General features: G+C 68.9%; 30 protein-coding genes. 27 read left to right on the top strand and 3 right to left on the bottom strand.

Going from position 1 to position 22112, the window contains the following annotated elements; all coding sequences use genetic code 11:
- Positions 1-46: 46 nt before the first annotated feature.
- The 20 genes from rplN to truA all read left to right on the top strand — a co-directional run bounded on the left by rplN (position 47) and on the right by truA (position 12169).
- A complete protein-coding gene (gene rplN, locus ACZ7LY_RS07230; protein ID WP_003998823.1) occupies positions 47-415 on the top strand; it encodes a 50S ribosomal protein L14 in 369 nt (122 codons plus the stop codon).
- Positions 416-417: 2 nt separating this feature from the next.
- Positions 418-741, top strand: coding sequence for a 50S ribosomal protein L24 (rplX, locus tag ACZ7LY_RS07225; protein ID WP_471623535.1), 324 nt, complete (start codon positions 418-420; stop codon positions 739-741).
- Complete coding sequence (gene rplE, locus ACZ7LY_RS07220) at positions 741-1298, top strand: 50S ribosomal protein L5 (protein ID WP_471623534.1); 558 nt, start codon at positions 741-743, stop codon at positions 1296-1298. Before rplX ends, rplE begins: the two co-directional genes overlap by 1 nt.
- A gap of 5 nt (positions 1299-1303) precedes the next feature.
- Positions 1304-1489, top strand: coding sequence for a type Z 30S ribosomal protein S14 (locus ACZ7LY_RS07215; protein ID WP_003948630.1), 186 nt, complete (start codon positions 1304-1306; stop codon positions 1487-1489).
- A gap of 240 nt (positions 1490-1729) precedes the next feature.
- Positions 1730-2128, top strand: coding sequence for a 30S ribosomal protein S8 (gene rpsH, locus ACZ7LY_RS07210; protein WP_188337378.1), 399 nt, complete (start codon positions 1730-1732; stop codon positions 2126-2128).
- A 24-nt stretch (positions 2129-2152) separates the two neighbouring features.
- Positions 2153-2692: a 50S ribosomal protein L6 gene (gene rplF, locus ACZ7LY_RS07205; protein ID WP_471623533.1), complete on the top strand. Its 540-nt coding sequence runs from the start codon at positions 2153-2155 to the stop codon at positions 2690-2692.
- Between the two features lie 3 nt (positions 2693-2695).
- Complete coding sequence (gene rplR, locus ACZ7LY_RS07200; protein ID WP_471623532.1) at positions 2696-3079, top strand: 50S ribosomal protein L18; 384 nt, start codon at positions 2696-2698, stop codon at positions 3077-3079.
- Between the two features lie 41 nt (positions 3080-3120).
- The gene (rpsE, locus tag ACZ7LY_RS07195) at positions 3121-3726 is read left to right on the top strand and encodes a 30S ribosomal protein S5 (protein ID WP_471623531.1); all 606 of its coding nucleotides are present in this window, start codon (positions 3121-3123) and stop codon (positions 3724-3726) included.
- Positions 3726-3908, top strand: a complete 183-nt coding sequence (gene rpmD, locus ACZ7LY_RS07190) for a 50S ribosomal protein L30 (protein WP_005481207.1) — start codon at positions 3726-3728, stop codon at positions 3906-3908. Before rpsE ends, rpmD begins: the two co-directional genes overlap by 1 nt.
- Positions 3909-3910: 2 nt before the next feature.
- Positions 3911-4366, top strand: a complete 456-nt coding sequence (gene rplO, locus ACZ7LY_RS07185; RefSeq protein ID WP_093824865.1) for a 50S ribosomal protein L15 — start codon at positions 3911-3913, stop codon at positions 4364-4366.
- A 235-nt stretch (positions 4367-4601) separates the two neighbouring features.
- Entirely contained in the window at positions 4602-5915 is a 1314-nt protein-coding gene (secY, locus tag ACZ7LY_RS07180; RefSeq protein WP_471623530.1) for a preprotein translocase subunit SecY, read from the top strand.
- A complete protein-coding gene (locus tag ACZ7LY_RS07175; RefSeq protein ID WP_471623529.1) occupies positions 5915-6562 on the top strand; it encodes an adenylate kinase in 648 nt (215 codons plus the stop codon). Before secY ends, ACZ7LY_RS07175 begins: the two co-directional genes overlap by 1 nt.
- A gap of 126 nt (positions 6563-6688) precedes the next feature.
- Positions 6689-7525 carry a type I methionyl aminopeptidase gene (map, locus tag ACZ7LY_RS07170; RefSeq protein ID WP_471623528.1) on the top strand — a complete coding sequence of 279 codons (837 nt, stop codon included), beginning with the start codon at positions 6689-6691 and terminating at the stop codon, positions 7523-7525.
- A 422-nt stretch (positions 7526-7947) separates the two neighbouring features.
- Positions 7948-8169, top strand: coding sequence for a translation initiation factor IF-1 (infA, locus tag ACZ7LY_RS07165; RefSeq protein WP_004927214.1), 222 nt, complete (start codon positions 7948-7950; stop codon positions 8167-8169).
- Positions 8170-8228: 59 nt separating this feature from the next.
- Positions 8229-8342 carry a 50S ribosomal protein L36 gene (rpmJ, locus tag ACZ7LY_RS07160; RefSeq protein WP_003974245.1) on the top strand — a complete coding sequence of 38 codons (114 nt, stop codon included), beginning with the start codon at positions 8229-8231 and terminating at the stop codon, positions 8340-8342.
- Between the two features lie 196 nt (positions 8343-8538).
- Positions 8539-8919 carry a 30S ribosomal protein S13 gene (gene rpsM / locus ACZ7LY_RS07155; RefSeq protein ID WP_471623527.1) on the top strand — a complete coding sequence of 127 codons (381 nt, stop codon included), beginning with the start codon at positions 8539-8541 and terminating at the stop codon, positions 8917-8919.
- A 64-nt stretch (positions 8920-8983) separates the two neighbouring features.
- Positions 8984-9388, top strand: a complete 405-nt coding sequence (gene rpsK / locus ACZ7LY_RS07150; RefSeq protein ID WP_003948617.1) for a 30S ribosomal protein S11 — start codon at positions 8984-8986, stop codon at positions 9386-9388.
- Positions 9389-9528: 140 nt separating this feature from the next.
- Positions 9529-10551, top strand: a complete 1023-nt coding sequence (locus ACZ7LY_RS07145; RefSeq protein ID WP_003966937.1) for a DNA-directed RNA polymerase subunit alpha — start codon at positions 9529-9531, stop codon at positions 10549-10551.
- A 177-nt stretch (positions 10552-10728) separates the two neighbouring features.
- Entirely contained in the window at positions 10729-11232 is a 504-nt protein-coding gene (gene rplQ / locus ACZ7LY_RS07140) for a 50S ribosomal protein L17 (protein ID WP_471623526.1), read from the top strand.
- A gap of 91 nt (positions 11233-11323) precedes the next feature.
- On the top strand, positions 11324-12169 hold the full coding sequence (gene truA / locus ACZ7LY_RS07135) for a tRNA pseudouridine(38-40) synthase TruA (protein WP_471623525.1): 846 nt from the start codon (positions 11324-11326) through the stop codon (positions 12167-12169).
- Between the two features lie 20 nt (positions 12170-12189).
- Here the strand turns inward: truA and ACZ7LY_RS07130 are convergent, their stop codons facing one another.
- Positions 12190-13038, bottom strand: coding sequence for a hypothetical protein (locus tag ACZ7LY_RS07130; protein WP_471623524.1), 849 nt, complete (start codon positions 13036-13038; stop codon positions 12190-12192).
- Between the two features lie 106 nt (positions 13039-13144).
- On the opposite strand from ACZ7LY_RS07130, the gene ACZ7LY_RS07125 reads away from it, so the two are divergent.
- From ACZ7LY_RS07125 to glmM, 4 genes are all read left to right on the top strand, one after another.
- Complete coding sequence (locus ACZ7LY_RS07125; protein WP_471623523.1) at positions 13145-14395, top strand: glycosyltransferase 87 family protein; 1251 nt, start codon at positions 13145-13147, stop codon at positions 14393-14395.
- A 179-nt stretch (positions 14396-14574) separates the two neighbouring features.
- On the top strand, positions 14575-15018 hold the full coding sequence (rplM, locus tag ACZ7LY_RS07120; RefSeq protein ID WP_471623522.1) for a 50S ribosomal protein L13: 444 nt from the start codon (positions 14575-14577) through the stop codon (positions 15016-15018).
- A 44-nt stretch (positions 15019-15062) separates the two neighbouring features.
- Positions 15063-15578 (top strand): 30S ribosomal protein S9, encoded by a 516-nt coding sequence (rpsI, locus tag ACZ7LY_RS07115; protein ID WP_471623521.1) that lies wholly within the window; start codon positions 15063-15065, stop codon positions 15576-15578.
- Between the two features lie 98 nt (positions 15579-15676).
- Positions 15677-17035 carry a phosphoglucosamine mutase gene (gene glmM / locus ACZ7LY_RS07110; RefSeq protein WP_471623520.1) on the top strand — a complete coding sequence of 453 codons (1359 nt, stop codon included), beginning with the start codon at positions 15677-15679 and terminating at the stop codon, positions 17033-17035.
- A 75-nt stretch (positions 17036-17110) separates the two neighbouring features.
- Here glmM and ACZ7LY_RS07105 read toward each other — a convergent pair whose 3' ends face one another.
- A complete protein-coding gene (locus ACZ7LY_RS07105; protein WP_471623519.1) occupies positions 17111-18052 on the bottom strand; it encodes a DUF389 domain-containing protein in 942 nt (313 codons plus the stop codon).
- A gap of 22 nt (positions 18053-18074) precedes the next feature.
- Positions 18075-19055: a type I pantothenate kinase gene (gene coaA / locus ACZ7LY_RS07100; RefSeq protein WP_471623518.1), complete on the bottom strand. Its 981-nt coding sequence runs from the start codon at positions 19053-19055 to the stop codon at positions 18075-18077.
- A 240-nt stretch (positions 19056-19295) separates the two neighbouring features.
- On the opposite strand from coaA, the gene ACZ7LY_RS07095 reads away from it, so the two are divergent.
- Genes ACZ7LY_RS07095 through ACZ7LY_RS07085 form a run of 3 tightly spaced genes read left to right on the top strand, consistent with a single transcriptional unit; the run spans position 19296 to position 21817 of the window.
- Positions 19296-19544, top strand: coding sequence for a hypothetical protein (locus tag ACZ7LY_RS07095; RefSeq protein ID WP_471623517.1), 249 nt, complete (start codon positions 19296-19298; stop codon positions 19542-19544).
- A gap of 10 nt (positions 19545-19554) precedes the next feature.
- Positions 19555-21402 carry a glutamine--fructose-6-phosphate transaminase (isomerizing) gene (gene glmS, locus ACZ7LY_RS07090; protein WP_471623516.1) on the top strand — a complete coding sequence of 616 codons (1848 nt, stop codon included), beginning with the start codon at positions 19555-19557 and terminating at the stop codon, positions 21400-21402.
- A 43-nt stretch (positions 21403-21445) separates the two neighbouring features.
- Positions 21446-21817, top strand: coding sequence for a holo-ACP synthase (locus ACZ7LY_RS07085; protein ID WP_471623515.1), 372 nt, complete (start codon positions 21446-21448; stop codon positions 21815-21817).
- The last annotated feature ends 295 nt before the right edge of the window (positions 21818-22112 follow it).

Here is a 22112-nt window from a genome sequence, read left to right as displayed (position 1 = left end):
AGAGAGACGCCCCTGCCGGGAACCGGCAGACAAACAGGAGATAGACGTGATCCAGCAGGAGTCGCGGCTTCGCGTCGCCGACAACACTGGTGCCAAGGAGATCCTTTGCATCCGTGTTCTCGGTGGCTCGGGCCGCCGCTACGCGGGCATCGGTGACGTCATCGTCGCCACCGTCAAGGACGCGATCCCCGGTGGCAACGTGAAGAAGGGTGACGTCGTCAAGGCGGTCATCGTTCGCACCGTCAAGGAGCGCCGCCGTCCGGACGGCTCGTACATCCGCTTCGACGAGAACGCCGCCGTCATTCTGAAGAACGACGGCGACCCTCGCGGCACCCGTATCTTCGGCCCCGTGGGCCGTGAGCTGCGCGAGAAGAAGTTCATGAAGATCATCTCGCTCGCGCCGGAGGTGCTGTAAGCATGAAGATCAAGAAGGGTGATCTGGTTCAGGTCATCACCGGCAAGGACAAGGGCAAGCAGGGCAAGGTCATTGCCGCTTACCCGCGCGACGAGCGCGTCCTGGTCGAGGGTGTGAACCGGGTCAAGAAGCACACCAAGGCCGGCCCCACGGCCTCCGGCTCGCAGGCCGGTGGCATCGTCACGACCGAGGCGCCGATCCACGTCTCCAACGTCCAGCTGGTCGTTGAGCAGGACGGCAAGAAGGTCGTCACGCGCGTCGGCTACCGCTTCGACGACGAAGGCAACAAGATCCGCGTTGCCAAGCGGACGGGTGAGGACATCTGATGACGACCACCACCAACCCGCGTCTGAAGCAGAAGTACCGCGACGAGATCAAGGCCAAGCTGCAGGAAGAGTTCTCGTACGAGAACGTCATGCAGATCCCCGGCCTGGTCAAGATCGTCGTCAACATGGGTGTGGGTGACGCGGCGCGTGACTCCAAGCTCATGGACGGTGCTGTCCGTGACCTGACCACCATCACCGGTCAGAAGCCGGCCATCACCAAGGCCCGCAAGTCCATCGCGCAGTTCAAGCTGCGTGAGGGTCAGCCGATCGGTGCCCACGTCACGCTCCGTGGCGACCGCATGTGGGAGTTCCTGGACCGCACCCTGTCGCTCGCGCTCCCGCGCATCCGCGACTTCCGTGGTCTGTCCCCCAAGCAGTTCGACGGCCGTGGCAACTACACCTTCGGTCTCACGGAGCAGGTCATGTTCCACGAGATCGACCAGGACAAGATCGACCGCGTCCGGGGTATGGACATCACCGTGGTCACCACGGCGACCAACGACGCTGAGGGCCGCGCGCTCCTTCGTCACCTCGGCTTCCCGTTCAAGGAGGCGTGAGCGAGATGGCGAAGAAGGCTCTTATTGCCAAGGCTGCTCGTAAGCCCAAGTTCGGTGTTCGTGGCTACACCCGCTGCCAGCGTTGTGGCCGCCCGCACTCCGTGTACCGCAAGTTCGGCCTCTGCCGCGTGTGCCTTCGTGAGATGGCTCACCGTGGCGAGCTGCCGGGCGTGACCAAGAGCTCCTGGTAGTCCCCCACTTGGGGAGTGCCCGGAACTCTCGGTAAGCAAAGGGTCGGCGAAGACCCCGGCTCTCATGGCTTAGGCTAGGAGAGTTGGGCGTCTTCGCTGCCCTGACCGCCTGCGGGCTTCTGCCCGCGCAATGAATGCTTACTACGCCGTAGGTCCCCGCGCCGCACCCGTCCCGCCCCTGTGTGGGGAGAGGGATGGCGCATACAGGAAACCCCGGCGAGAGAGGCCGAAGGCCAATTCATGACCATGACTGATCCGATCGCAGACATGCTTACGCGTCTGCGGAACGCGAACTCGGCATACCACGACACCGTGGCGATGCCGCACAGCAAGATCAAGTCGCACATCGCCGAGATCCTCCAGCAGGAGGGTTTCATCACCGGCTGGAAGGTCGAGGACGCCGAGGTCGGCAAGAACCTCGTCCTGGAGCTGAAGTTCGGCCCGAACCGCGAGCGTTCGATCGCCGGCATCAAGCGCATCTCCAAGCCGGGTCTGCGCGTTTACGCGAAGTCCACCAACCTGCCGAAGGTCCTCGGTGGCCTCGGCGTGGCGATCATCTCCACGTCGCACGGTCTCCTGACCGGCCAGCAGGCGCAGAAGAAGGGCGTGGGTGGGGAAGTCCTCGCCTACGTCTGGTAGCGGAAGGGAACGGAGGAAAAAGCTATGTCGCGTATTGGCAAGCTCCCCATCACGGTTCCCGCCGGCGTGGACGTCACCATCGACGGCCGGACGGTCACGGTGAAGGGTTCCAAGGGAACCCTGAGCCACACCGTCGTGGCGCCGATCGAGATCGCCAAGGGTGAGGACGGCGTTCTCAACGTCACCCGCCCGAACGACGAGCGTCAGAACAAGGCCCTGCACGGCCTGTCCCGCACGCTGGTGGCGAACATGATCACCGGCGTGACCACGGGTTACGTGAAGAAGCTCGAGATCAGCGGTGTCGGTTACCGCGTCGTGGCCAAGGGCTCCAACCTGGAGTTCTCGCTCGGCTACAGCCACCCGATCCTGATCGAGGCGCCCGAGGGCATCTCGTTCAAGGTCGAGTCGCCGACCAGGTTCTCGGTCGAGGGCATCGACAAGCAGAAGGTCGGCGAGGTTGCGGCCAACATCCGCAAGCTGCGCAAGCCCGACCCGTACAAGGCCAAGGGCGTCAAGTACGAGGGCGAAGTCATCCGCCGCAAGGTCGGAAAGGCTGGTAAGTAAGCCATGGCATACGGGCAGAAGATCGCTAAGGGCGACGCTTACAAGCGTGCTGCCATCAAGCGTCGCCACATCCGCATCCGTAAGAACATCTCGGGTACGGCTGAGCGTCCGCGTCTGGTCGTCACGCGCTCGAACCGCAACATCGTCGCTCAGGTCATCGACGACGTGAAGGGTCACACCCTCGCGTCGGCGTCCACCCTGGACAGCTCGATCCGCGGCAACGAGGGCGACAAGTCCGCGCAGGCCAAGCAGGTCGGGGCCCTGGTCGCCGAGCGCGCCAAGGCCGCCGGTGTCGAGGCCGTCGTGTTCGACCGCGGTGGTAACCAGTACGCCGGGCGCATCGCCGCCCTGGCGGACGCCGCCCGCGAAGCCGGCCTGAAGTTCTGAGCCGGTTCCGTAGCTAGCGGAAACAGAGAGAGGTAATTCCAATGGCTGGACCCCAGCGCCGCGGCAGCGGTGCCGGTGGCGGCGAGCGGCGGGACCGGAAGGGCCGTGACGGCGGCAACGCTGCCGCCGAGAAGACCGCTTACGTTGAGCGCGTTGTCGCGATCAACCGTGTCGCCAAGGTTGTGAAGGGTGGTCGTCGCTTCAGCTTCACCGCGCTGGTCGTGGTGGGCGACGGTGACGGCACCGTGGGTGTCGGTTACGGCAAGGCCAAGGAGGTGCCGGCCGCCATCGCCAAGGGTGTGGAGGAAGCCAAGAAGCACTTCTTCAAGGTCCCCCGTATCCAGGGCACCATCCCGCACCCCATCCAGGGTGAGAAGGCTGCCGGCGTCGTGCTGCTCAAGCCCGCGTCCCCGGGTACCGGTGTTATCGCCGGTGGTCCGGTGCGCGCCGTGCTCGAGTGCGCCGGCGTTCACGACATCCTGTCGAAGTCGCTCGGCTCCGACAACGCGATCAACATCGTGCACGCGACCGTGGCGGCCCTCAAGGGCCTGCAGCGTCCCGAGGAGATCGCGGCCCGCCGCGGTCTGCCCCTCGAGGACGTCGCTCCCGCGGCTCTGCTGCGTGCGCGTGCCGGGGCTGGTGCGTAATGGCGCAGCTCAAGATCACGCAGACGAAGTCGTACATCGGCAGCAAGCAGAACCACCGTGACACCCTGCGCTCCCTTGGTCTCAAGGGCATCAACACGCAGGTCGTCAAGGAGGATCGTCCCGAGTTCCGCGGCATGGTGCACACCGTCCGCCACCTCGTGACGGTCGAGGAGGTCGACTGATCATGGCGGAGAACAACCCGCTCAAGATCCACAACCTCCGTCCGGCCCCGGGCGCCAAGACCGCGAAGACCCGTGTGGGTCGCGGTGAGGCGTCGAAGGGTAAGACGGCCGGTCGTGGTACCAAGGGCACGAAGGCCCGCTACCAGGTTCCGGAGCGCTTCGAGGGCGGGCAGATGCCCCTCCACATGCGTCTTCCGAAGCTGAAGGGCTTCAAGAACCCGTTCAAGACCGAGTTCCAGGTCGTCAACCTGGACAAGCTGGCCTCCCTCTACCCCGAGGGTGGAGAGGTCACGGTCGAGGGTCTTGTCGCCAAGGGCGCCGTGCGCAAGAACAGCCTCGTCAAGGTCCTCGGCCAGGGCGAGATCTCCGTGGCGCTGCAGGTGACGGTCGACGCCGTCTCCGGCTCCGCCAAGGAGAAGATCACCGCCGCCGGCGGTACGGTCACCGAGCTCGTCTGATTTCAGACACCGTCTCGATGACATGAGCGATCCCGACCGGGGATACCCCACAAAAGGGGTATCCCCGGTTGGTCGTTCCTAGGGGGGCATGTACGCCGGTAAGGTGGCGTCCGCTGTCGATTTCCGGGATGTCCGTGCCCCCGGCACCAAACCCGGCTCTCGACCGTTACGTATTCGTCGAATCCTTCAAGACCGTCACCTCTGACGCACGCGCGCGGGGGTCGCAGGAGGCACCGTGCTCACCGCGTTCGCCCGGGCGTTCAAGACGCCCGACCTGCGCAAGAAGCTGCTCTTCACGCTGGGCATCATCGTGATCTACCGGCTCGGCGCGCATATCCCGATCCCCGGTGTGGACTACTCGAACGTCAAGACCTGTATGGACCAGGCCGGTTCCGGCAGTGGTCTGTTCGGTCTGGTCAACATGTTCAGCGGTGGCGCGCTGTTGCAGATCACGGTCTTCGCGCTCGGCATCATGCCGTACATCACCGCGAGCATCATTCTGCAGCTGCTCACTGTGGTGATCCCGCGTCTGGAGGCCCTCAAGAAGGAGGGTCAGTCCGGTACGGCGAAGATCACGCAGTACACCCGCTACCTCACCGTGGCTCTCGCCATCCTTCAGGGCACCGGCCTCGTCGCCACGGCCCGCACCGGCGCCCTGTTCCAGGGCTGCCCGGTCGCCAGCCAGATCGTGCCCGACCAGTCGATCTTCACCACGGTCACGATGGTCATCACGATGACCGCCGGCACCTGCGTGATGATGTGGCTCGGCGAGCTGATCACCGACCGCGGCATCGGCAACGGCATGTCGATCCTGATGTTCATCTCGATCGCCGCCACGTTCCCGGCCGCCCTGTGGGCCATCAAGCAGCAGGGCTCGCTGGCCGACGGCTGGATCGAGTTCGGCACCGTCATCCTCGTCGGCCTCGTCATGGTCGGCCTGGTGGTCTTCGTCGAGCAGGCCCAGCGCCGCATCCCGGTCCAGTACGCCAAGCGCATGATCGGCCGCCGCTCCTACGGCGGCACGTCCACCTACATCCCGCTCAAGGTGAACCAGGCGGGTGTGATCCCTGTCATCTTCGCCTCGTCGCTGCTGTACATCCCGGCGCTCGTGGCGCAGTTCGCCGGTGGTGATTCCCAGTGGAAGGTCTGGATCAACGACCATCTGACCAAGGGAAATCACCCGATTTACATCGTCACGTACTTCCTCCTGATCGTGTTCTTCGCCTTCTTCTACGTGGCGATCTCGTTCAACCCCGAGGAAGTCGCGGACAACATGAAGAAGTATGGTGGCTTCATCCCGGGCATCCGGGCTGGCCGACCGACCGCTGAGTACCTTTCGTACGTGCTCAACCGGATCACCTGGCCGGGTTCGCTGTACTTGGGTCTGATCGCTCTCGTACCGACGATGGCGTTGGTTGGTTTCGGGGCAAACCAGAACTTCCCGTTCGGCGGGACGAGCATCCTGATCATCGTGGGTGTCGGCCTGGAGACGGTGAAGCAGATCGAGAGCCAGCTCCAGCAGCGCAATTACGAAGGGTTCCTCCGCTGATGCGAATCGTCCTCGTCGGGCCGCCTGGTGCGGGCAAGGGAACGCAGGCCGCGTTCCTTGCCAAGAACCTGTCGATCCCGCACATCTCCACGGGCGACCTCTTCCGTGCCAACATCAGCCAGGGCACGGAGCTGGGCAAGCAGGCGAAGTCCTACATGGACGCCGGTCAGCTCGTCCCCGACGAGGTCACCATCGGGATGGCCAAGGACCGCATGGAGCAGCCGGACGCCGTGAACGGCTTCCTGCTCGACGGCTTCCCGCGCAACGTCTCGCAGGCCGAGGCGCTCGACGTCGCCCTCAAGGCCGACGACGTGAAGCTGGACGCGGTCCTGGACCTGGAGGTCCCCGAGGACGAGGTGGTCAAGCGCATCGCCGGCCGCCGCATCTGCCGTAACGACTCGGCGCACGTCTTCCACGTCGCGTACAAGCAGCCCGCGGCCGAGGGTGTCTGTGACATCTGCGGCGGCGAGCTGTACCAGCGCGACGACGACAAGGAAGAGACCGTGCGCAAGCGGCTGGAGGTCTACCACACGCAGACCGAGCCGATCATCGACTACTACCGGGAGCAGGGGCTCGTCGTGACGATCTCCGCGCTCGGCAAGGTGGAAGAGGTCACGGCCCGCGCCATGGAGGCCCTCGGACGCTGACGCGGCGCCCTGGCCGCCCGGCACACCCGTTCGTACGCTCAGGCCGCGGTTCCCCTCCGGGGGGATCGCGGCCTTAGTGTTGGTGTACGTACACCTCGTACTGGATGACGGAGAGCGCAGGCCCCCATGGTGCAGATCAAGACCCCCGACCAGATTCGCAAGATGCGGGAGGCGGGGCTTGTCGTCGCGGCGATCCACGCCGCGACCCGTGAGGCCGCCGTGCCCGGTGCCACCACCAAGGACCTCGACGAGGCCGCGCGCAAGGTGCTCGCCGAGCACGGGGCGAAGTCGAACTTCCTCGGGTACGGCGGGTTCCCCGCGACGATCTGCACCTCGAAGAACGAGGTCGTCGTCCACGGTATCCCCAGTGACGACGTCGTCCTGGAGGACGGCGACATGATCTCCATCGACTGCGGCGCGATCGTGGACGGCTGGCACGGGGACGCGGCGTACACGTGTTTCGTGGGGTCCGGGCACGCTCCGGAGCTGCTGGAGCTGTCGCGGGTCACGGAGGAGTCCATGTGGGCCGGGATCGCGGCCATGAAGGCCGGCAACCGGCTTGTGGACATCTCGCGGGCCATCGAGGCGTACATCCGGCGCCAGCCGAAGCCCGGGGGCGGGAAGTACGGGATCGTCGAGGACTACGGCGGGCATGGCATCGGTACGGAGATGCACATGGACCCGCATCTGCTGAACTACGTCGAGCGGCGGCGGGGGAAGGGGCCGAAGCTCGTGCCCGGGTTCTGCCTTGCCATTGAGCCGATGGTGTCGTTGGGGACGCCGAAGACGGAGGTGCTGGAGGACGACTGGACCGTCATCACCACGGACGGTACGTGGTCCTCGCACTGGGAGCATTCGGTCGCACTCACCGAGGAGGGGCCGCTCGTGCTCACGTCTCCGGACGGCGGCAAGTCCAAACTCGCGGAACTCGGCATCACCGCCGCCCCCGACCCCCTGGGCTGACGCCCACGCCGGCGGCCCGGAATCCCCGCTGAGATCAGCCCCGTAAGGGGCGCGGGGAACTGCGCGCCCGGCCACGACGCACCCGGCACTCGACCCTGGGGCTCCGCCCCAGACCCCGCTCCTCAATCGCCGGAGGGGCTTGATTTACCGGGGCTGAGACCAGCCCCCTCAGGGGCGCGGGGAACTGCGCGAGAAGCCCCACCGGGGCTGCACCCGAGGCACAACAGTCACGCACCCGGCGCTGGGGGCGCCTAAGAGGCTCCCGGGCTGAGGGAGGCGTAGGGATCTTGGGGGTGGGGGAGGAATCCTGGATTCGTCTTTCCGGGGGTGCTGACGTAGACTGACGCGTCGGCTCTCGTGTATCGGTGTGTCCTCATGCCAGACCGAGAGTCGATCAAGGTAGTCGATTCGAAGGGCGAAGCGTGGCCAAGAAGCAAGGTGCCATCGAGATCGAGGGCACTGTCGTCGAGTCTCTTCCGAACGCCATGTTCAGGGTCGAGCTCCAGAACGGCCACCAGGTCCTGGCACACATCAGCGGCAAGATGCGTATGCACTACATCCGTATCCTCCCTGACGACCGGGTCGTGGTGGAGCTCTCTCCGTACGACCTGACGCGTGGCCGGATCGTCTACCGGTACAAGTAGATCTTGCCCAAGTCCCGCCCAGGCGGGCCGCCGGCAACTGACCCGGAGAACCTCACCACATGAAGGTCAAGCCGAGCGTCAAGAAGATCTGCGACAAGTGCAGGGTGATCCGCCGTCACGGCCGGGTCATGGTGATCTGCGACAACCCGCGCCACAAGCAGCGCCAGGGCTGACGCAGACCGTCCCACTGCAGTTCGTTCGCAGAGTCTCGCGCGACGCAGCACATTGAGTACATAAGCAGGGCCCGCCGGCGGCGCACACGCGTCGTGGCGACACCTTCGGTCGGAGGCCGGGGACTCAGTTCGTACCTAGTACGGCGGCTGGGAGTGGCGCTGCTGCAGACCTCCGAATCATCAACAGGAGCCATGAATGGCACGCGTTGAAGGCGTTGACCTCCCGCGCGACAAGCGCATCGAGGTCGCCCTCACCTACGTGTTCGGCATCGGCCGCACGCGCGCCCAGCAGACGCTGGACGCCACCGGTGTCGACCGCAACATCCGCGTTCGGGACCTGAGCGAGGAAGACCTCGTCAAGATCCGCGAGTACGTGGACCAGAACTTCCAGACCGAGGGTGACCTCCGTCGCGAGATCCAGGCCGACATCCGCCGCAAGGTCGAGATCGGCTGCTACCAGGGTCTTCGCCACCGTCGTGGTCTGCCGGTCCGCGGTCAGCGCACCAGCACGAACGCCCGCACCCGCAAGGGCCCGCGTCGCGCCATCGCCGGCAAGAAGAAGCCGGGCAAGAAGTAGTCCTCAGCGGACGCTTAACCGCGGTCTTCGCTGTAGGACCGACCACCTCCCGTAGGAGAACGACATGCCCCCCAAGGGACGTCAGGGCGCTGCCAAGAAGGTGCGCCGCAAGGAAAAGAAGAACGTCGCTCACGGCCACGCGCACATCAAGAGCACGTTCAACAACACGATCGTGTCCATCACGGACCCGACCGGCAACGTGATCTCGTGGGCCTCCGCCGGCCACGTGGGCTTCAAGGGCTCGCGCAAGTCCACCCCCTTCGCCGCGCAGATGGCCGCCGAGTCGGCCGCCCGCCGCGCGCAGGAGCACGGCATGCGCAAGGTCGACGTGTTCGTCAAGGGTCCCGGCTCCGGCCGTGAGACCGCGATCCGCTCCCTCCAGGCCACCGGCCTCGAGGTCGGCTCGATCCAGGACGTGACGCCCACGCCGCACAACGGCTGCCGTCCCCCGAAGCGCCGCCGCGTCTGACGCGTTCGCGCGCTTCGTCGAAGGTTCCGGGCGGTACAGCTCCTTTGAGCCGTGCCGCCCGTACCCTTGACATAGCAACACAGGCTCTGCCTGTGCCTCAGGGCATCAAATAGTGGGTGCCCCTGACTGAAGGAATCTTCATGCTGATCGCTCAGCGTCCCTCGTTGACCGAAGAGGTCGTCGACGAGTTCCGCTCCCGGTTCGTCATCGAGCCGCTGGAGCCGGGCTTCGGTTACACCCTCGGCAACTCCCTGCGCCGTACGCTCCTCTCCTCGATCCCGGGTGCGGCGGTCACGTCCATCCGTATCGACGGTGTCCTGCACGAGTTCACCACCGTGCCGGGCGTCAAGGAGGACGTCACCGACCTGATCCTCAACATCAAGCAGCTCGTCGTCTCCTCGGAGCACGACGAGCCGGTCGTGATGTACCTGCGCAAGCAGGGCCCGGGTCTGGTCACCGCCGCCGACATCGCGCCCCCGGCCGGTGTCGAGGTGCACAACCCCGACCTCGTCCTCGCCACGCTCAACGGCAAGGGCAAGCTGGAGATGGAGCTGACCGTCGAGCGCGGTCGCGGCTACGTCTCCGCCGTGCAGAACAAGCAGGTCGGCCAGGAGATCGGCCGTATCCCGGTCGACTCGATCTACTCGCCGGTCCTCAAGGTCACGTACAAGGTCGAGGCCACGCGTGTCGAGCAGCGCACCGACTTCGACAAGCTGATCGTCGACGTCGAGACCAAGCAGGCCATGCGGCCGCGTGACGCCATGGCGTCGGCCGGCAAGACCCTGGTCGAGCTGTTCGGTCTCGCCCGCGAGCTGAACATCGACGCCGAGGGCATCGACATGGGTCCGTCCCCGACGGACGCCGCCCTGGCCGCCGATCTGGCGCTGCCGATCGAGGAGCTGGAGCTCACCGTTCGGTCGTACAACTGCCTCAAGCGCGAGGGCATCCACTCCGTGGGTGAGCTCGTCGCCCGCTCCGAGGCGGACCTGCTCGACATCCGTAACTTCGGTGCGAAGTCGATCGACGAGGTCAAGGCGAAGCTGGCCGGTATGGGCCTCGCGCTCAAGGACTCGCCTCCCGGCTTCGACCCGACGGCTGCGGCTGACGCCTTTGGTGCGGACGATGACGCGGACGCCGGGTTCGTCGAGACCGAGCAGTACTGAGCCACTCCGCTCGGAACGGTTCTCGGGTGCGGGTGCGCTGTGGCTGGTCGCGCAGTTCCCCGCGCCCCTTCCGGGCCGCCCCTGCGGGGCGCGCACGGATCTCCGACAGGCGACCGCCTGCTCGGACACTGACTCCGGTACCTGATACGGCCGGGGCAGACATCTAGGAGAAACATCATGCCGAAGCCCGCCAAGGGTGCCCGTCTGGGCGGCAGCGCCGCGCACGAGAAGCTCCTCCTCGCGAACCTCGCGAAGAGCCTCTTCGAGCACGGCAAGATCACGACGACCGAGGCCAAGGCCCGTCGTCTGCGCCCGTACGCGGAGCGTCTGGTCACCAAGGCGAAGAAGGGCGACCTTCACAACCGCCGTCAGGTGCTCCAGGTCATCACGGACAAGAGCATCGTGCACACGCTCTTCACCGAGATCGCCCCGCGCTACGAGAACCGTCCGGGTGGTTACACCCGTATCACCAAGATCGGTAACCGCCGTGGCGACAACGCGCCCATGGCCGTCATCGAGCTGGTCGAGGCCCTGACGGTCGCGCAGCAGGCCACCGGTGAGGCCGAGGCCGCCACCAAGCGTGCCGCCAAGGACGCCGAGGCCAAGACCGAGGCTCCGGCCGAGGTCGTCGAGGACGCCAAGCCGGCCGACGAGGCCGCCGGGGAGTCCAAGGACGCCTGAGGCTCCGTGCCAGGTGTGTGAGCGGGTCCGCCCTCGGGGGCGGGCCCGCTTTCTTTTTCGTTTCTCCTAAGGAGCGCAGAGGGGTGTCGAGGTGAGCGACGAGGTCGCTGACGGTTTCGTACGCGTACGGCTGGACCTGTCGTACGACGGGACCGACTTCTCCGGGTGGGCCAAGCAGGCCGTGGGCCGGCGGACCGTCCAGCAGGAGATCGAGTCGGCGCTGACGACCGTCACGCGTGCGGGCGAGGTGACGTACGACCTGACCGTGGCCGGGCGCACGGACGCGGGTGTGCACGCGCGCGGGCAGGTCGCGCACGTGGACCTGCCGGCCGGGGTGTGGGCCGAGCACGAGGAGAAGCTGCTGAAGCGGCTCGCCGGGCGGCTGCCGCGCGATGTGCGGGTCTGGCGCGTCGGGCAGGCCCCCGACGGGTTCAACGCGCGGTTCGCCGCGCTGTGGCGGCGCTATGTGTACCGCGTCAGCGACCGGCCCGGCGGCGTCGACCCGCTGCTGCGCAACCACGTGCTGTGGCACGACTGGGAGCTGGACGTCGCGGCGATGGACGCGGCGGCCGGTTCGCTGGTGGGGGAGCACGACTTCGCCGCGTACGCGAAGAAGCGCGAGGGCGCCTCGACCGTACGGGAGATCTTCGACTTCGGGGTGCGGCGCCGGGACGACGGGGTCGTCGAGATCGAGGTCCGTGCGGACGCCTTCTGCCACAACCAGGTGCGGTCCATGGTGGGCGCCCTGCTGTTCGTCGGCGACGGGCACCGGGGCGTCGAGTGGCCGCGCGCGGTGCTCGACGCCGGGGTGCGCGACAGCGCGGTCCACGTGGTGCGCCCGCACGGGCTGACCCTGGAGGAGGTCGCGTACCCGGCCGACGAGCTGCTGCACGCGCGGCAGACGCAGGCACGGCGCGTGCGGGGGACCGTGCACTGACCGCGCCGGGCCCGGGCGGGTCAGCCGGCGGTGGCCGCCGCGGACGCCTGGGCCTCGCCGCGCCGCTTGATCTGCTGGAAGGTGAAGACCTGGAGGTCGTCACCGAGGGTGAACAGGGCGGTGTCCTTCTTGGAGGCGTCCTTGCCGTCGGTCAGGCCGCCGTTGGTGAAGTACGCGTAGCGGCCGACCGAGTTCGCCGTCTGGCGGCACACCGTCGTACGGCAGAACGTGGGCACGCCCGCGCCGGGCAGGGAGACGATCCCGCCGTCGAAGTCGTACTGCTCCTTGGCCTTCGTGGCCTCGGCCTTCGTGTCGAAGACGGCGACGCCCACGGTGACCGCCGAGCCGCCCTTGTAGTAGGTGGCGCGGATGACCTGGGTGCAGCCGTTGCGCTTGAGGACGGTGGCGAGGCCCTTCTGCGCGGCGGCCGTGCAGTCCGTCGTGCGGGCCGTGGCGCCCTTGCGGTAGACGCGGTCGCCGACGGTGAGGGTCGTGCCCGGGTAGAGCGTGGCCGGGCTCAGCGGCGCCTTGTCCTTGGCGGCGCTGTCGATGAAGTCGTTGGGGTCGAGCGGGGGCGGCGGGGTCGTCGCGGCGAACGAGGGGGCGCGCGTGTGGCCCGCGCTCGGGATGTCGGCGGTGCTCGGGAGCTGGTCGGCCGGCTTGTTGCCCGCCTCGCTGCTCTTGTTCGCCGAGACGATGCCCCAGGCGACCACCGAGCCGACCGCCAGCGTGGCGAGCACCGCCCCGCCGATCACCAGCCAGCGCTTCTTGCGGGCCCGCGCCTCGGACGCCTCGGCGAGCGCCGCCCAGTCAGGAGTCGATCCGTTGTCCCCTGGGCCCCACTGGGGTCCCCCCTGCCCGAAACTCATGGGCCGCATCTTAGACGGGCGGGACTGCGGACCGTCCGGGCGTTCGAGGCGCGGGGTGCGGCGCGCGGTCCACGGGTGGGGGCGGTGCGCGCCCTACCGTACGGGCATGGATCAGGACACTTCACCGCTTTTCGCCTGGCTTCGGGAGCCGGCGTCCCGGGCCGCGCGCGTCTGTCTCGCCCTGATTCTCCTGGTGGTGCCCGCGCACGCCGCGCTCAAGGCGCCCGGCGGAGGCATGGACAACGCCATCGTCGTGCACGCGGCCCGCGTCTGGCTCGACGGCGGCTCCCCGTACGCGGACCCGCACTTCCTGTACTTCCCGAGCGCCCTGCCGGCCGCGCTGCCGCAGGTGTTCATGCCTGCCGCCTGGCTGCGGCTCGCCGTGCCGGCGGGCGTGACGCTGGGTCTTGCCGCCGGGTGGGCGTGCGCGCTGCGGGTGCACCGGGTGCCGTGGGGGAGCCGGCTCGCGGTGGGCGGGCTGTCGGCACTCGCCCTCGGCTTCGCGCCCTTCGGGCAGCTCGTCTCGCTCGCCAACTGGACCGTCACCGCCGTCGTCGCGCTGCCCTGCGCGCTGCTCCTGGCCGAGCGGGGCCGCTGGCTCGCCGCCGGGTTGCTGCTGGGCGCCGCCCTCGCGCTCAAGCCGCTGCTCGCACCCGTCGCCCTGCTGTTCGTCCTGGCCCGGCGCGGGCGGGCGCTCGCCGCGATGGTGCTGGTGCCCGCCGTGGCCTGCGCCCTGACCGCCCTGACGATGCCGGACCCGGGCGGCTTCTTCACGCGTACGCTGCCGTTCCTGCTGCACGGTGACGACAGCTTCGTACGGCTCTACGAGGCGTCTGTCGGGGCGGTGCTCGCGCGGCTCGGCGTGCCGTCCGGGCTCGCCGGGGCGCTCGGGTTCGCCGGGGCGCTCGGGCTCGCCGGGGCGGCGGCGGGGGTGTGGTGCGCGCGGCGCCGGTGGCTGCGCGGGGACGCGGGGCCCGCGCGGCTCACGGAGACGGCCGCGATGCTGATGCTGGCCGCGTTCCTCGTGTCGCGGCCCTCGTACAACCACTACCTGCTGGTCGTCCTGCCGCTGCTGATCGCGGGCGCCGGGGCGGCGGGGGCGGTGGCGCGCTCCCCGTGGTTCTGGGCGGCGCTGCTGCCGCAGGTGCCCGGGCTCGCCTGGCCGTACCTGGACACCGGGACGCGGCGGGCGTTCCTGGACTGCGCGGCGCTGTGCGGGCTCGCGCTGGTCGCCGGGGTGCGGTGCGCGCGGGGCGGGGCCGGCGAGCCGGTGTCGGAGGGGGCGCGCGGGGTGGTCCCGGAGTCCCGGGAGGGGCGCGTTTTGACCCGTGCCGGGCGGCGCGGGTATCCTGCCTAGTCGTTATGTGTATCGGCTTCCTCGTTCTCATCTGAGAGGGCCGTACACGGGTTCCCTGGAGCAGTTACCAGTGGGCGGCATACGGGCGCTGAACCCGGCCACTGTCGTCCCAAGCTGCACGATCGCTTCAGTGATGCCAATTTCAGCACCCATCCACTGAAGAAGAAGAAGGCTGCTAAGTGCGTACGTACAGCCCCAAGCCCGGTGATGTGACTCGCCAGTGGCACGTCATCGACGCTCAGGACGTCGTCCTGGGCCGTCTGGCCACCACTGCCGCGACTCTCCTCCGCGGCAAGCACAAGCCGACCTATGCGCCGCACATGGACATGGGCGACTTCGTCATCATCATCAACGCCGACAAGGTTCACCTGTCCGGCAACAAGAAGACGCAGAAGATGGCGTACCGCCACTCCGGCTACCCGGGTGGTCTGCGCTCCGTCCGTTACGACGAGCTTCTGGACAAGAACCCCGAGAAGGCCGTCGAGAAGGCCATCAAGGGCATGCTCCCGAAGAACACGCTCGGCCGTCAGATGCTCTCGAAGCTGAAGGTCTACTCGGGCGAGACGCACCCCCACGCTGCCCAGCAGCCGGTGCCGTTCGAGATCACCCAGGTCGCGCAGTAGTTCCGGCCACACCCCCAAAGACAGAAAAGAATCTGAGGAGCATCGTGGCCGAGACCACCGCCGAGACGCCGGTCGAAGAGATCGTCGACGTCGAGAGCTACACCACCGAGTCGGACGCGCCTGTCGAGGGCGAGTACACCTCGGAGTCCAACCCCGCCCGCTTCGGCGACCCCCAGCCGGCCGCCGGCCTGGGCCGCCGCAAGAACGCCATCGCGCGCGTTCGCATCGTGCCCGGCACGGGCAAGTGGAAGGTCAACGGGCGCACGCTCGAGGACTACTTCCCGAACAAGGTGCACCAGCAGGAAGTCAACGAGCCCTTCAAGGTGCTCGAGCTGGACGGCCGCTACGACGTCATCGCCCGTATCTCGGGTGGCGGCGTCTCCGGCCAGGCCGGTGCCCTGCGCCTGGGCGTCGCCCGCGCGCTGAACGAGGCCGACGTGGAGAACAACCGCGGCGCCCTGAAGAAGGCCGGCTACCTCCGCCGCGACGACCGTGCGGTCGAGCGCAAGAAGGCCGGTCTCAAGAAGGCCCGTAAGGCCCCGCAGTACAGCAAGCGCTAAATCCGCTGCTGCTTGTATGTTCCGTTCGCCCCGGCGGCACCTTTCGTGCCGCCGGGGCGTTCGGCTTATGGACGACCTGAAGTTGTGGAGGACACCAAGTGGGACGACTCTTCGGCACGGACGGCGTGCGCGGTGTCGCCAACGCGGACCTGACGGCCGAGCTGGCGCTGGGCCTGTCGGTCGCCGCGGCGCACGTGCTCGGCGAGGCGGGATCGTTCGAGGGGCACCGTCCGGTCGCCGTCGTGGGCCGGGACCCGCGCGCCTCCGGTGAGTTCCTCGAAGCCGCGGTCGTCGCGGGCCTGGCGAGCGCGGGCGTCGACGTCCTGCGCGTCGGTGTGCTGCCCACCCCCGCGGTGGCGTACCTCACCGGCGCGTTGAACGCCGACCTCGGCGTGATGCTCTCCGCGAGCCACAACGCCATGCCGGACAACGGCATCAAGTTCCTCGCGCGCGGCGGCCACAAGCTGGACGACGCCCTTGAGGAGCGCATCGAGTCGCTGTACGAGGAGCACCGCACCGGCGCTCCCTGGGACCGTCCGACGGGCGCGGGCGTGGGCCGGGTCCGCTCCTACGACCAGGGCCTGGACCAGTACATCGCGCACCTCGTCGGCGTCCTGCCGAACCGTCTTGAGGGGCTGCGGATCGTCCTCGACGAGGCGCACGGCGCGGCCTCCCGGGTGTCGCCGGAGGCGTTCACGCGGGCCGGCGCGGACGTCGTCACCATCGGCGCCGACCCCGACGGCCTGAACATCAACGACGGCTGCGGCTCGACCCACCTCGACCTGTTGAAGGCCGCCGTCGTCGAGCACAAGGCGGACTTCGGCATCGCCCACGACGGCGACGCGGACCGCTGCCTGGCCGTGGACCACACCGGGTCCGAGGTCGACGGCGACCAGATCATGGCCGTCCTCGCCCTCGCCATGCGGGAGCGCGGTGTGCTGCGTTCCGACACCGTTGTCGCCACCGTCATGTCGAACCTGGGCCTCAAGCTCGCCATGGAGCGCGAGGGTATCCAGCTCGTCCAGACGGCCGTCGGTGACCGGTATGTGCTGGAGCACATGAAGGAGCACGGGTTCGCGCTCGGCGGCGAGCAGTCCGGTCACGTCATCGTGCTGGACCACGCCACCACCGGTGACGGCACGCTGACCGGCCTGCTCCTCGCCGCGCGCGTCGCGCAGACCGGGCGGGCGCTGAAGGACCTGGCGTCCGTCATGGAGCGGCTGCCCCAGGTCCTGATCAACGTGCCGGACGTGGACAAGTCCCGGGTGACGACCTCGGCGGAGCTGGCGAGCGCCGTCACGGACGCGGAGGCGGAGCTGGGCTCCACGGGCCGCGTCCTGCTGCGCCCCTCGGGCACCGAGCCGCTCGTACGGGTCATGGTGGAGGCCGCCGACATCGAGCAGGCCCGCTCGGTGGCGAGCCGCCTCGCGGACGCGGTGAAGTCGGCGCTCGGCTAGGGCCTTTCCCGTAGGAGCGGCCTGTCGTGGTGACGCGCCCCGGCACCTGGGGGACCCCGGGTGCCGGGGCGCGGGTCATCGTGCCTGCTGCGGCGTGACGCGCTTGCGGGACCAGGCCCATTTCTGGGCCAGGAGGGTGAGCGTGCCCGCGAGGACGATCCCCAGCAGGTTCAGCAGGAGCTGCTGCGAGGAGCCCCAGGTCTGCTTCATGTCGCCGTAGCTGAGCGCCACCGCCGCGTTCGCCGCCGCCGGCACGGTCGTCACCGAGATCGCCACGCCCACCAGGGCGCCCGACTTGGCCGACGTCAGCGAGAGCGTCCCGGCGGCGCCCGCGAGGACGGCGACGACGAACGAGAACCAGTCGGGCGCGTACACGAACCCGGTGCTCGGCCGGTCGCCCTTCAGCTGCGCCTCGCTGAACAGGTGCACGGCGTCCATGAAGGAACTGAAGCCGACCGTCACCGCCATCGCCACGGCGAAGCCCACGAGCAGCGCGATCAGGGAGCGCAGCGCGAGCCGGGGCGCCCGGCGCACGACGGCCGTGCAGATCCCGGCGAGCGGCCCGAACTCCGGGCCCACGGCCATCGCGCCGACGATCAGGATCGCGTTGTCCAGGACGACACCGCAGGCCGCGATCATCGTGGCGATCACGAGGAACGCCACGTAGGTGAAGGTGAGCGTCGACTCCTCGTGCGAGGCGTCCGTCAACTGCTCCCACAGCACCGCGTCCGCGCCCTCGCCCGGCGCGTCCCGCTCGGCCTGGTCGGCGCGCCGGGACAGCGACAGGTCGATGCTCTCGACGGCGATCGAACCGGTCCGGTCGAGGCCCAACTCCCGCAGGGCCGCGATGAGTCCGTCACCGGCCTCGCGTGCCACGTCGCACATGACGAGGTCGCCCGCCGGGTCGCGGGCCGCGCCCGGCAGCACCACGAGATGCGTGGTGCCGACCGTGCCCTCGATCAGGCGCACCACGTCGTCCGTGGTGCCGGCGGGGGAGATCAGGCGCAGATGCAGCATGCGCGCAGGTTAGCGGGCCCCTTCACAGCTTGCGCAGGCGCAGCCGCTGCACCTTGTGGTCGGGGCCCTTGCGTACGACGAGGGTGGCCCGGCCGCGCGTCGGCGCCACGTTCTCCAGCAGGTTCACCTTGTTGATGGTGTGCCAGGTGGTGCGCGCGTAGTCGAGCGCCTCCTCCTCGGAGACCTGCGTGTACCTGCGGAAGTACGAGGACGGGTTCTGGAAGGCGGTGGCGCGCAGCCGCAGGAAGCGGTGGAGGTACCAGCGCTCGATGTCCTCGGCGCGGGCGTCGACGTAGACGCTGAAGTCGAAGTAGTCGGCGAGGCCGACGCGGGTGCGGCCGTCCTTGCCGGGCAGCGCGGGCTGGAGCACGTTCAGGCCCTCGACGATGAGGATGTCGGGGCGGCGGACCGTGAGCCTGCGGTCGGGCACGATGTCGTAGATGAGGTGCGAGTAGACGGGGGCCGTCACCTCGTCCTTGCCGGCCTTGATGTCGGCGACGAAGCGGGTCAGGGCGCGCCGGTCGTAGGACTCGGGGAAGCCCTTGCGGGACATCAGGCCGCGCGCCTGGAGCTCCTTGGTCGGCAGCAGGAAGCCGTCCGTGGTGACCAGCTCGACGCGCGGGTGCTCGGGCCAGCGCGACAGCAGCGCCTGGAGGAGCCGGGCGACGGTCGACTTGCCGACGGCGACGGAGCCCGCGACCCCTATGACGAAGGGGGTGCCGGACTGGGCGCCCTTCTCGCCGAGGAAGGTGTTCAGGGCGCTGCGCAGGCCGTCGGTGGCACCGACGTACAGATTGAGCAGGCGGGAGAGCGGCAGGTAGATGTCGCGGACCTCGTCCAGGTCGATCACGTCACCGAGGCCGCGCAGCTGCTCCACCTCGCCGGCGGTGAGCGGCAGGGGGGTCTTGTCGCGCAGGGCGCTCCACTGGTCGCGGGTGAGGTCGACGTAGGGAGTCGCCTCCGGCTTGTGCCGGTGGGCGCTCCGCGAGGCCGGCTCTGTCATGGGCACGGAGATCGGAGAGATCACAGTCCATTGTTACGGCTGTGTGGCCCCGAGCGGAGGGTGGGCTGCGTCACGCGGGCCGAGGCCGTGCCCGTACGGGCCGTGCGGGTGGGCCCGCCGGTAGCGCACCGTCACAGGTTCGCCACAGCTCGCCACACCTATGGACCCAGTGTGGAGGCGGCGATACGTTCGGATGCTCGTGCGGGCAGAGCCGTCCGCGCGGGCGGGAGGGGATGCTCCATGGCCGTAGTGCGTATGCCGGGCTTCGGGCGGCGCGGGTCGGCGCCGGCGCCGGCCGACGGGTCGGCGGGCCGGGTCCGCAGCGAACTGGTGGACGAGTGGCCCGACGAGGACTTCGGCGAGGACCTGGACGACTGCCTCGACTTCTACGAGATGGGCAGCAAGCCGCGCTGCGAGGAGGCCGAGTATCTCGGACTCCTGGAAGACGCACGGGACCGGCTTCTTCAGGGGCGCTGGGACAGCCCCTAGGCTGCGGCCTATGTGTGGAATTGTGGGTTACGTAGGGTCACAGTCGGCGCTCGATGTCGTCCTCGCGGGGCTGAAGCGGCTGGAGTACCGGGGCTACGACTCGGCGGGCGTCGCGGTGCTCGCGGACGGGTCCGTCGCCTCGGCGAAGAAGGCCGGCAAGCTCGCCAACCTGGAGAAGGAGCTGGTCGAGCGGCCGCTGCCGGCCGGGGCCGCCGGCCTCGGGCACACCCGCTGGGCCACGCACGGCGGCCCCACCGACGCCAACGCGCACCCGCACCTGGACAACGCGGGCCGGGTCGCCGTCGTCCACAACGGCATCATCGAGAACTTCGCCGCGCTCCGCGCCGAACTGGCCGAGCGCGGGCACGACCTGCGCTCCGAGACCGACACCGAGGTCGTCGCGCATCTGCTCGCCGAGGAGTTCTCCGCGAGCGGCGATCTGGCCGAGGCGATGCGGCTGGTGTGCCGGCGCCTCGAAGGGGCGTTCACGCTGGTCGCCGTGCACGCGGACGCGCCGGACCTGGTGGTCGGCGCCCGCCGCAACTCGCCGCTCGTGGTCGGCGTCGGCGAGGGCGAGGCGTTCCTCGCGTCCGACGTCGCCGCGTTCATCGCGCACACCCGCTCCGCCGTCGAACTCGGCCAGGACCAGGTGGTCGAGCTGCGCCGGGACGCGGTGACGGTCACCGACTTCGACGGGCGGCCCGCCGACGTACGCCACTACCACGTCGACTGGGACGCCTCCGCCGCCGAGAAGGGCGGCTACGACTACTTCATGCTCAAGGAGATCGCCGAGCAGCCCAAGGCCGTCGCCGACACGCTGCTCGGGCGGATCGGCGCCGAGGGGCAGCTCACCCTCGACGAACTGCGCATCCCGCCGCAGGTGCTGCGCATGGTCGACAAGGTCGTCATCGTGGCGTGCGGGACGGCGTTCCACGCGGGGCTCATCGCCAAGTACGCCATCGAGCACTGGACCCGTATCCCCTGCGAGGTGGAGCTGGCCAGCGAGTTCCGCTACCGCGACCCGATCCTCGACGCCCGCTCCCTCGTCATCGCCATCTCCCAGTCCGGGGAGACCATGGACACGCTGATGGCGCTGCGGCACGCCCGCGAGCAGGGCGCGACCGTCCTCGCCATCTGCAACACCAACGGCTCGACCATCCCGCGCGAGTCCGACGCCGTGCTCTACACGCACGCCGGGCCCGAGGTCGCCGTCGCCTCCACCAAGGCGTTCCTGACGCAGCTCGTCGCCTGCTACCTCGTCGCGCTCTACCTCGGGCAGGTGCGCGGCACGAAGTGGGGCGACGAGATCGCCGCCGTCGTACGGGAACTCGGGCGCAGCGGCGAGGACGTGGAGCGGGTCCTGGAGACCATGGAGCCCGTACGGGAACTCGCGCGCTCCCTCGCCGGGCAGGACACGGTGCTCTTCCTCGGGCGGCACGTGGGGTATCCGGTGGCGCTCGAAGGGGCGCTGAAACTGAAGGAACTCGCGTACATGCACGCCGAGGGGTTCGCCGCGGGGGAGCTGAAGCACGGGCCGATCGCACTGATCGAGCCGGGGGTGCCGGTCGTGGTCGTCGTGCCGTCGCCGCGCGGGCGGTCGGTGCTGCACGACAAGATCGTCTCCAACATCCAGGAGATCCGGGCGCGCGGGGCGCGGACCCTCGTCATCGCCGAGGAGGGTGACACGGCCGTCGCGGCGTACGCCGACCATGTGGTGTGGGTGCCGGTGACGCCTACGCTGTTGCAGCCGCTGGTGACGACGGTGCCGTTGCAGGTGTTCGCGTGCGAGCTGGCCACCGCGCGGGGCAACGAGGTGGATCAGCCGCGGAATCTGGCGAAGTCGGTGACGGTGGAGTAGGCGGGCGGGGTGCTGGCGCGGGGGCGGCGCTTAGGGTCGGCGTATGAGCATCATCGGGGTCGGCATCGACGTGGCGGAGATCGAGCGGTTCGAGCAGTCGTTGCGGCGTACGCCGGGGCTGGCCGAACGGTTGTTCCTGGAACGGGAGCTGGTGCTGCCCGGAGGGGAGCGGCGCGGGGTCGCGTCCCTGGCGGCCCGGTTCGCCGCGAAGGAGGCGGTGGCGAAGGCGCTGGGGGCGCCGGCGGGGCTTCGGTGGACCGATGCGGAGGTCTGGGTGGAGGAGAGTGGGCAGCCGCGGCTTCGGGTGACGGGGTCTGTTGCCGCGCGGGCGGCGGAGTTGGGGGTGCGGGTGTTTCATGTGTCGCTCAGTCACGATGCGGGGGTCGCTTCCGCTGTGGTGGTGGCTGAGTCCTGAGGGTGCTTTCCAGCGGGGGCGGGGCTGCTGGTTGTCGTTCACCTTTCGCCGGGTGGGTGGCTGGTCGCGCAGTTCCCCGCGCCCCTGGGGAGTTGCCCCGGGTGAGGCTGCTTGCAACTGAGGTCGCGCAGTTCCCCGCGCCCCTGACGGGGCGCTGCCCCCTGGGGTTGTCGTTCACCTTTCGCCCGGTGGTGGGCTGGTCGCGCAGTTCCCCGCGCCCCTTCGGTGCGCACTTCGTGCGCTACCTCTATCGGGGGAGGCAGGGGCGAAGCCCCGCCTCCAGGGGCGCGGGGAA

Source organism: Streptomyces sp. NPDC107550 (assembly GCF_055639095.1).
This window is presented reverse-complemented; position numbering and strand designations above follow the sequence as displayed.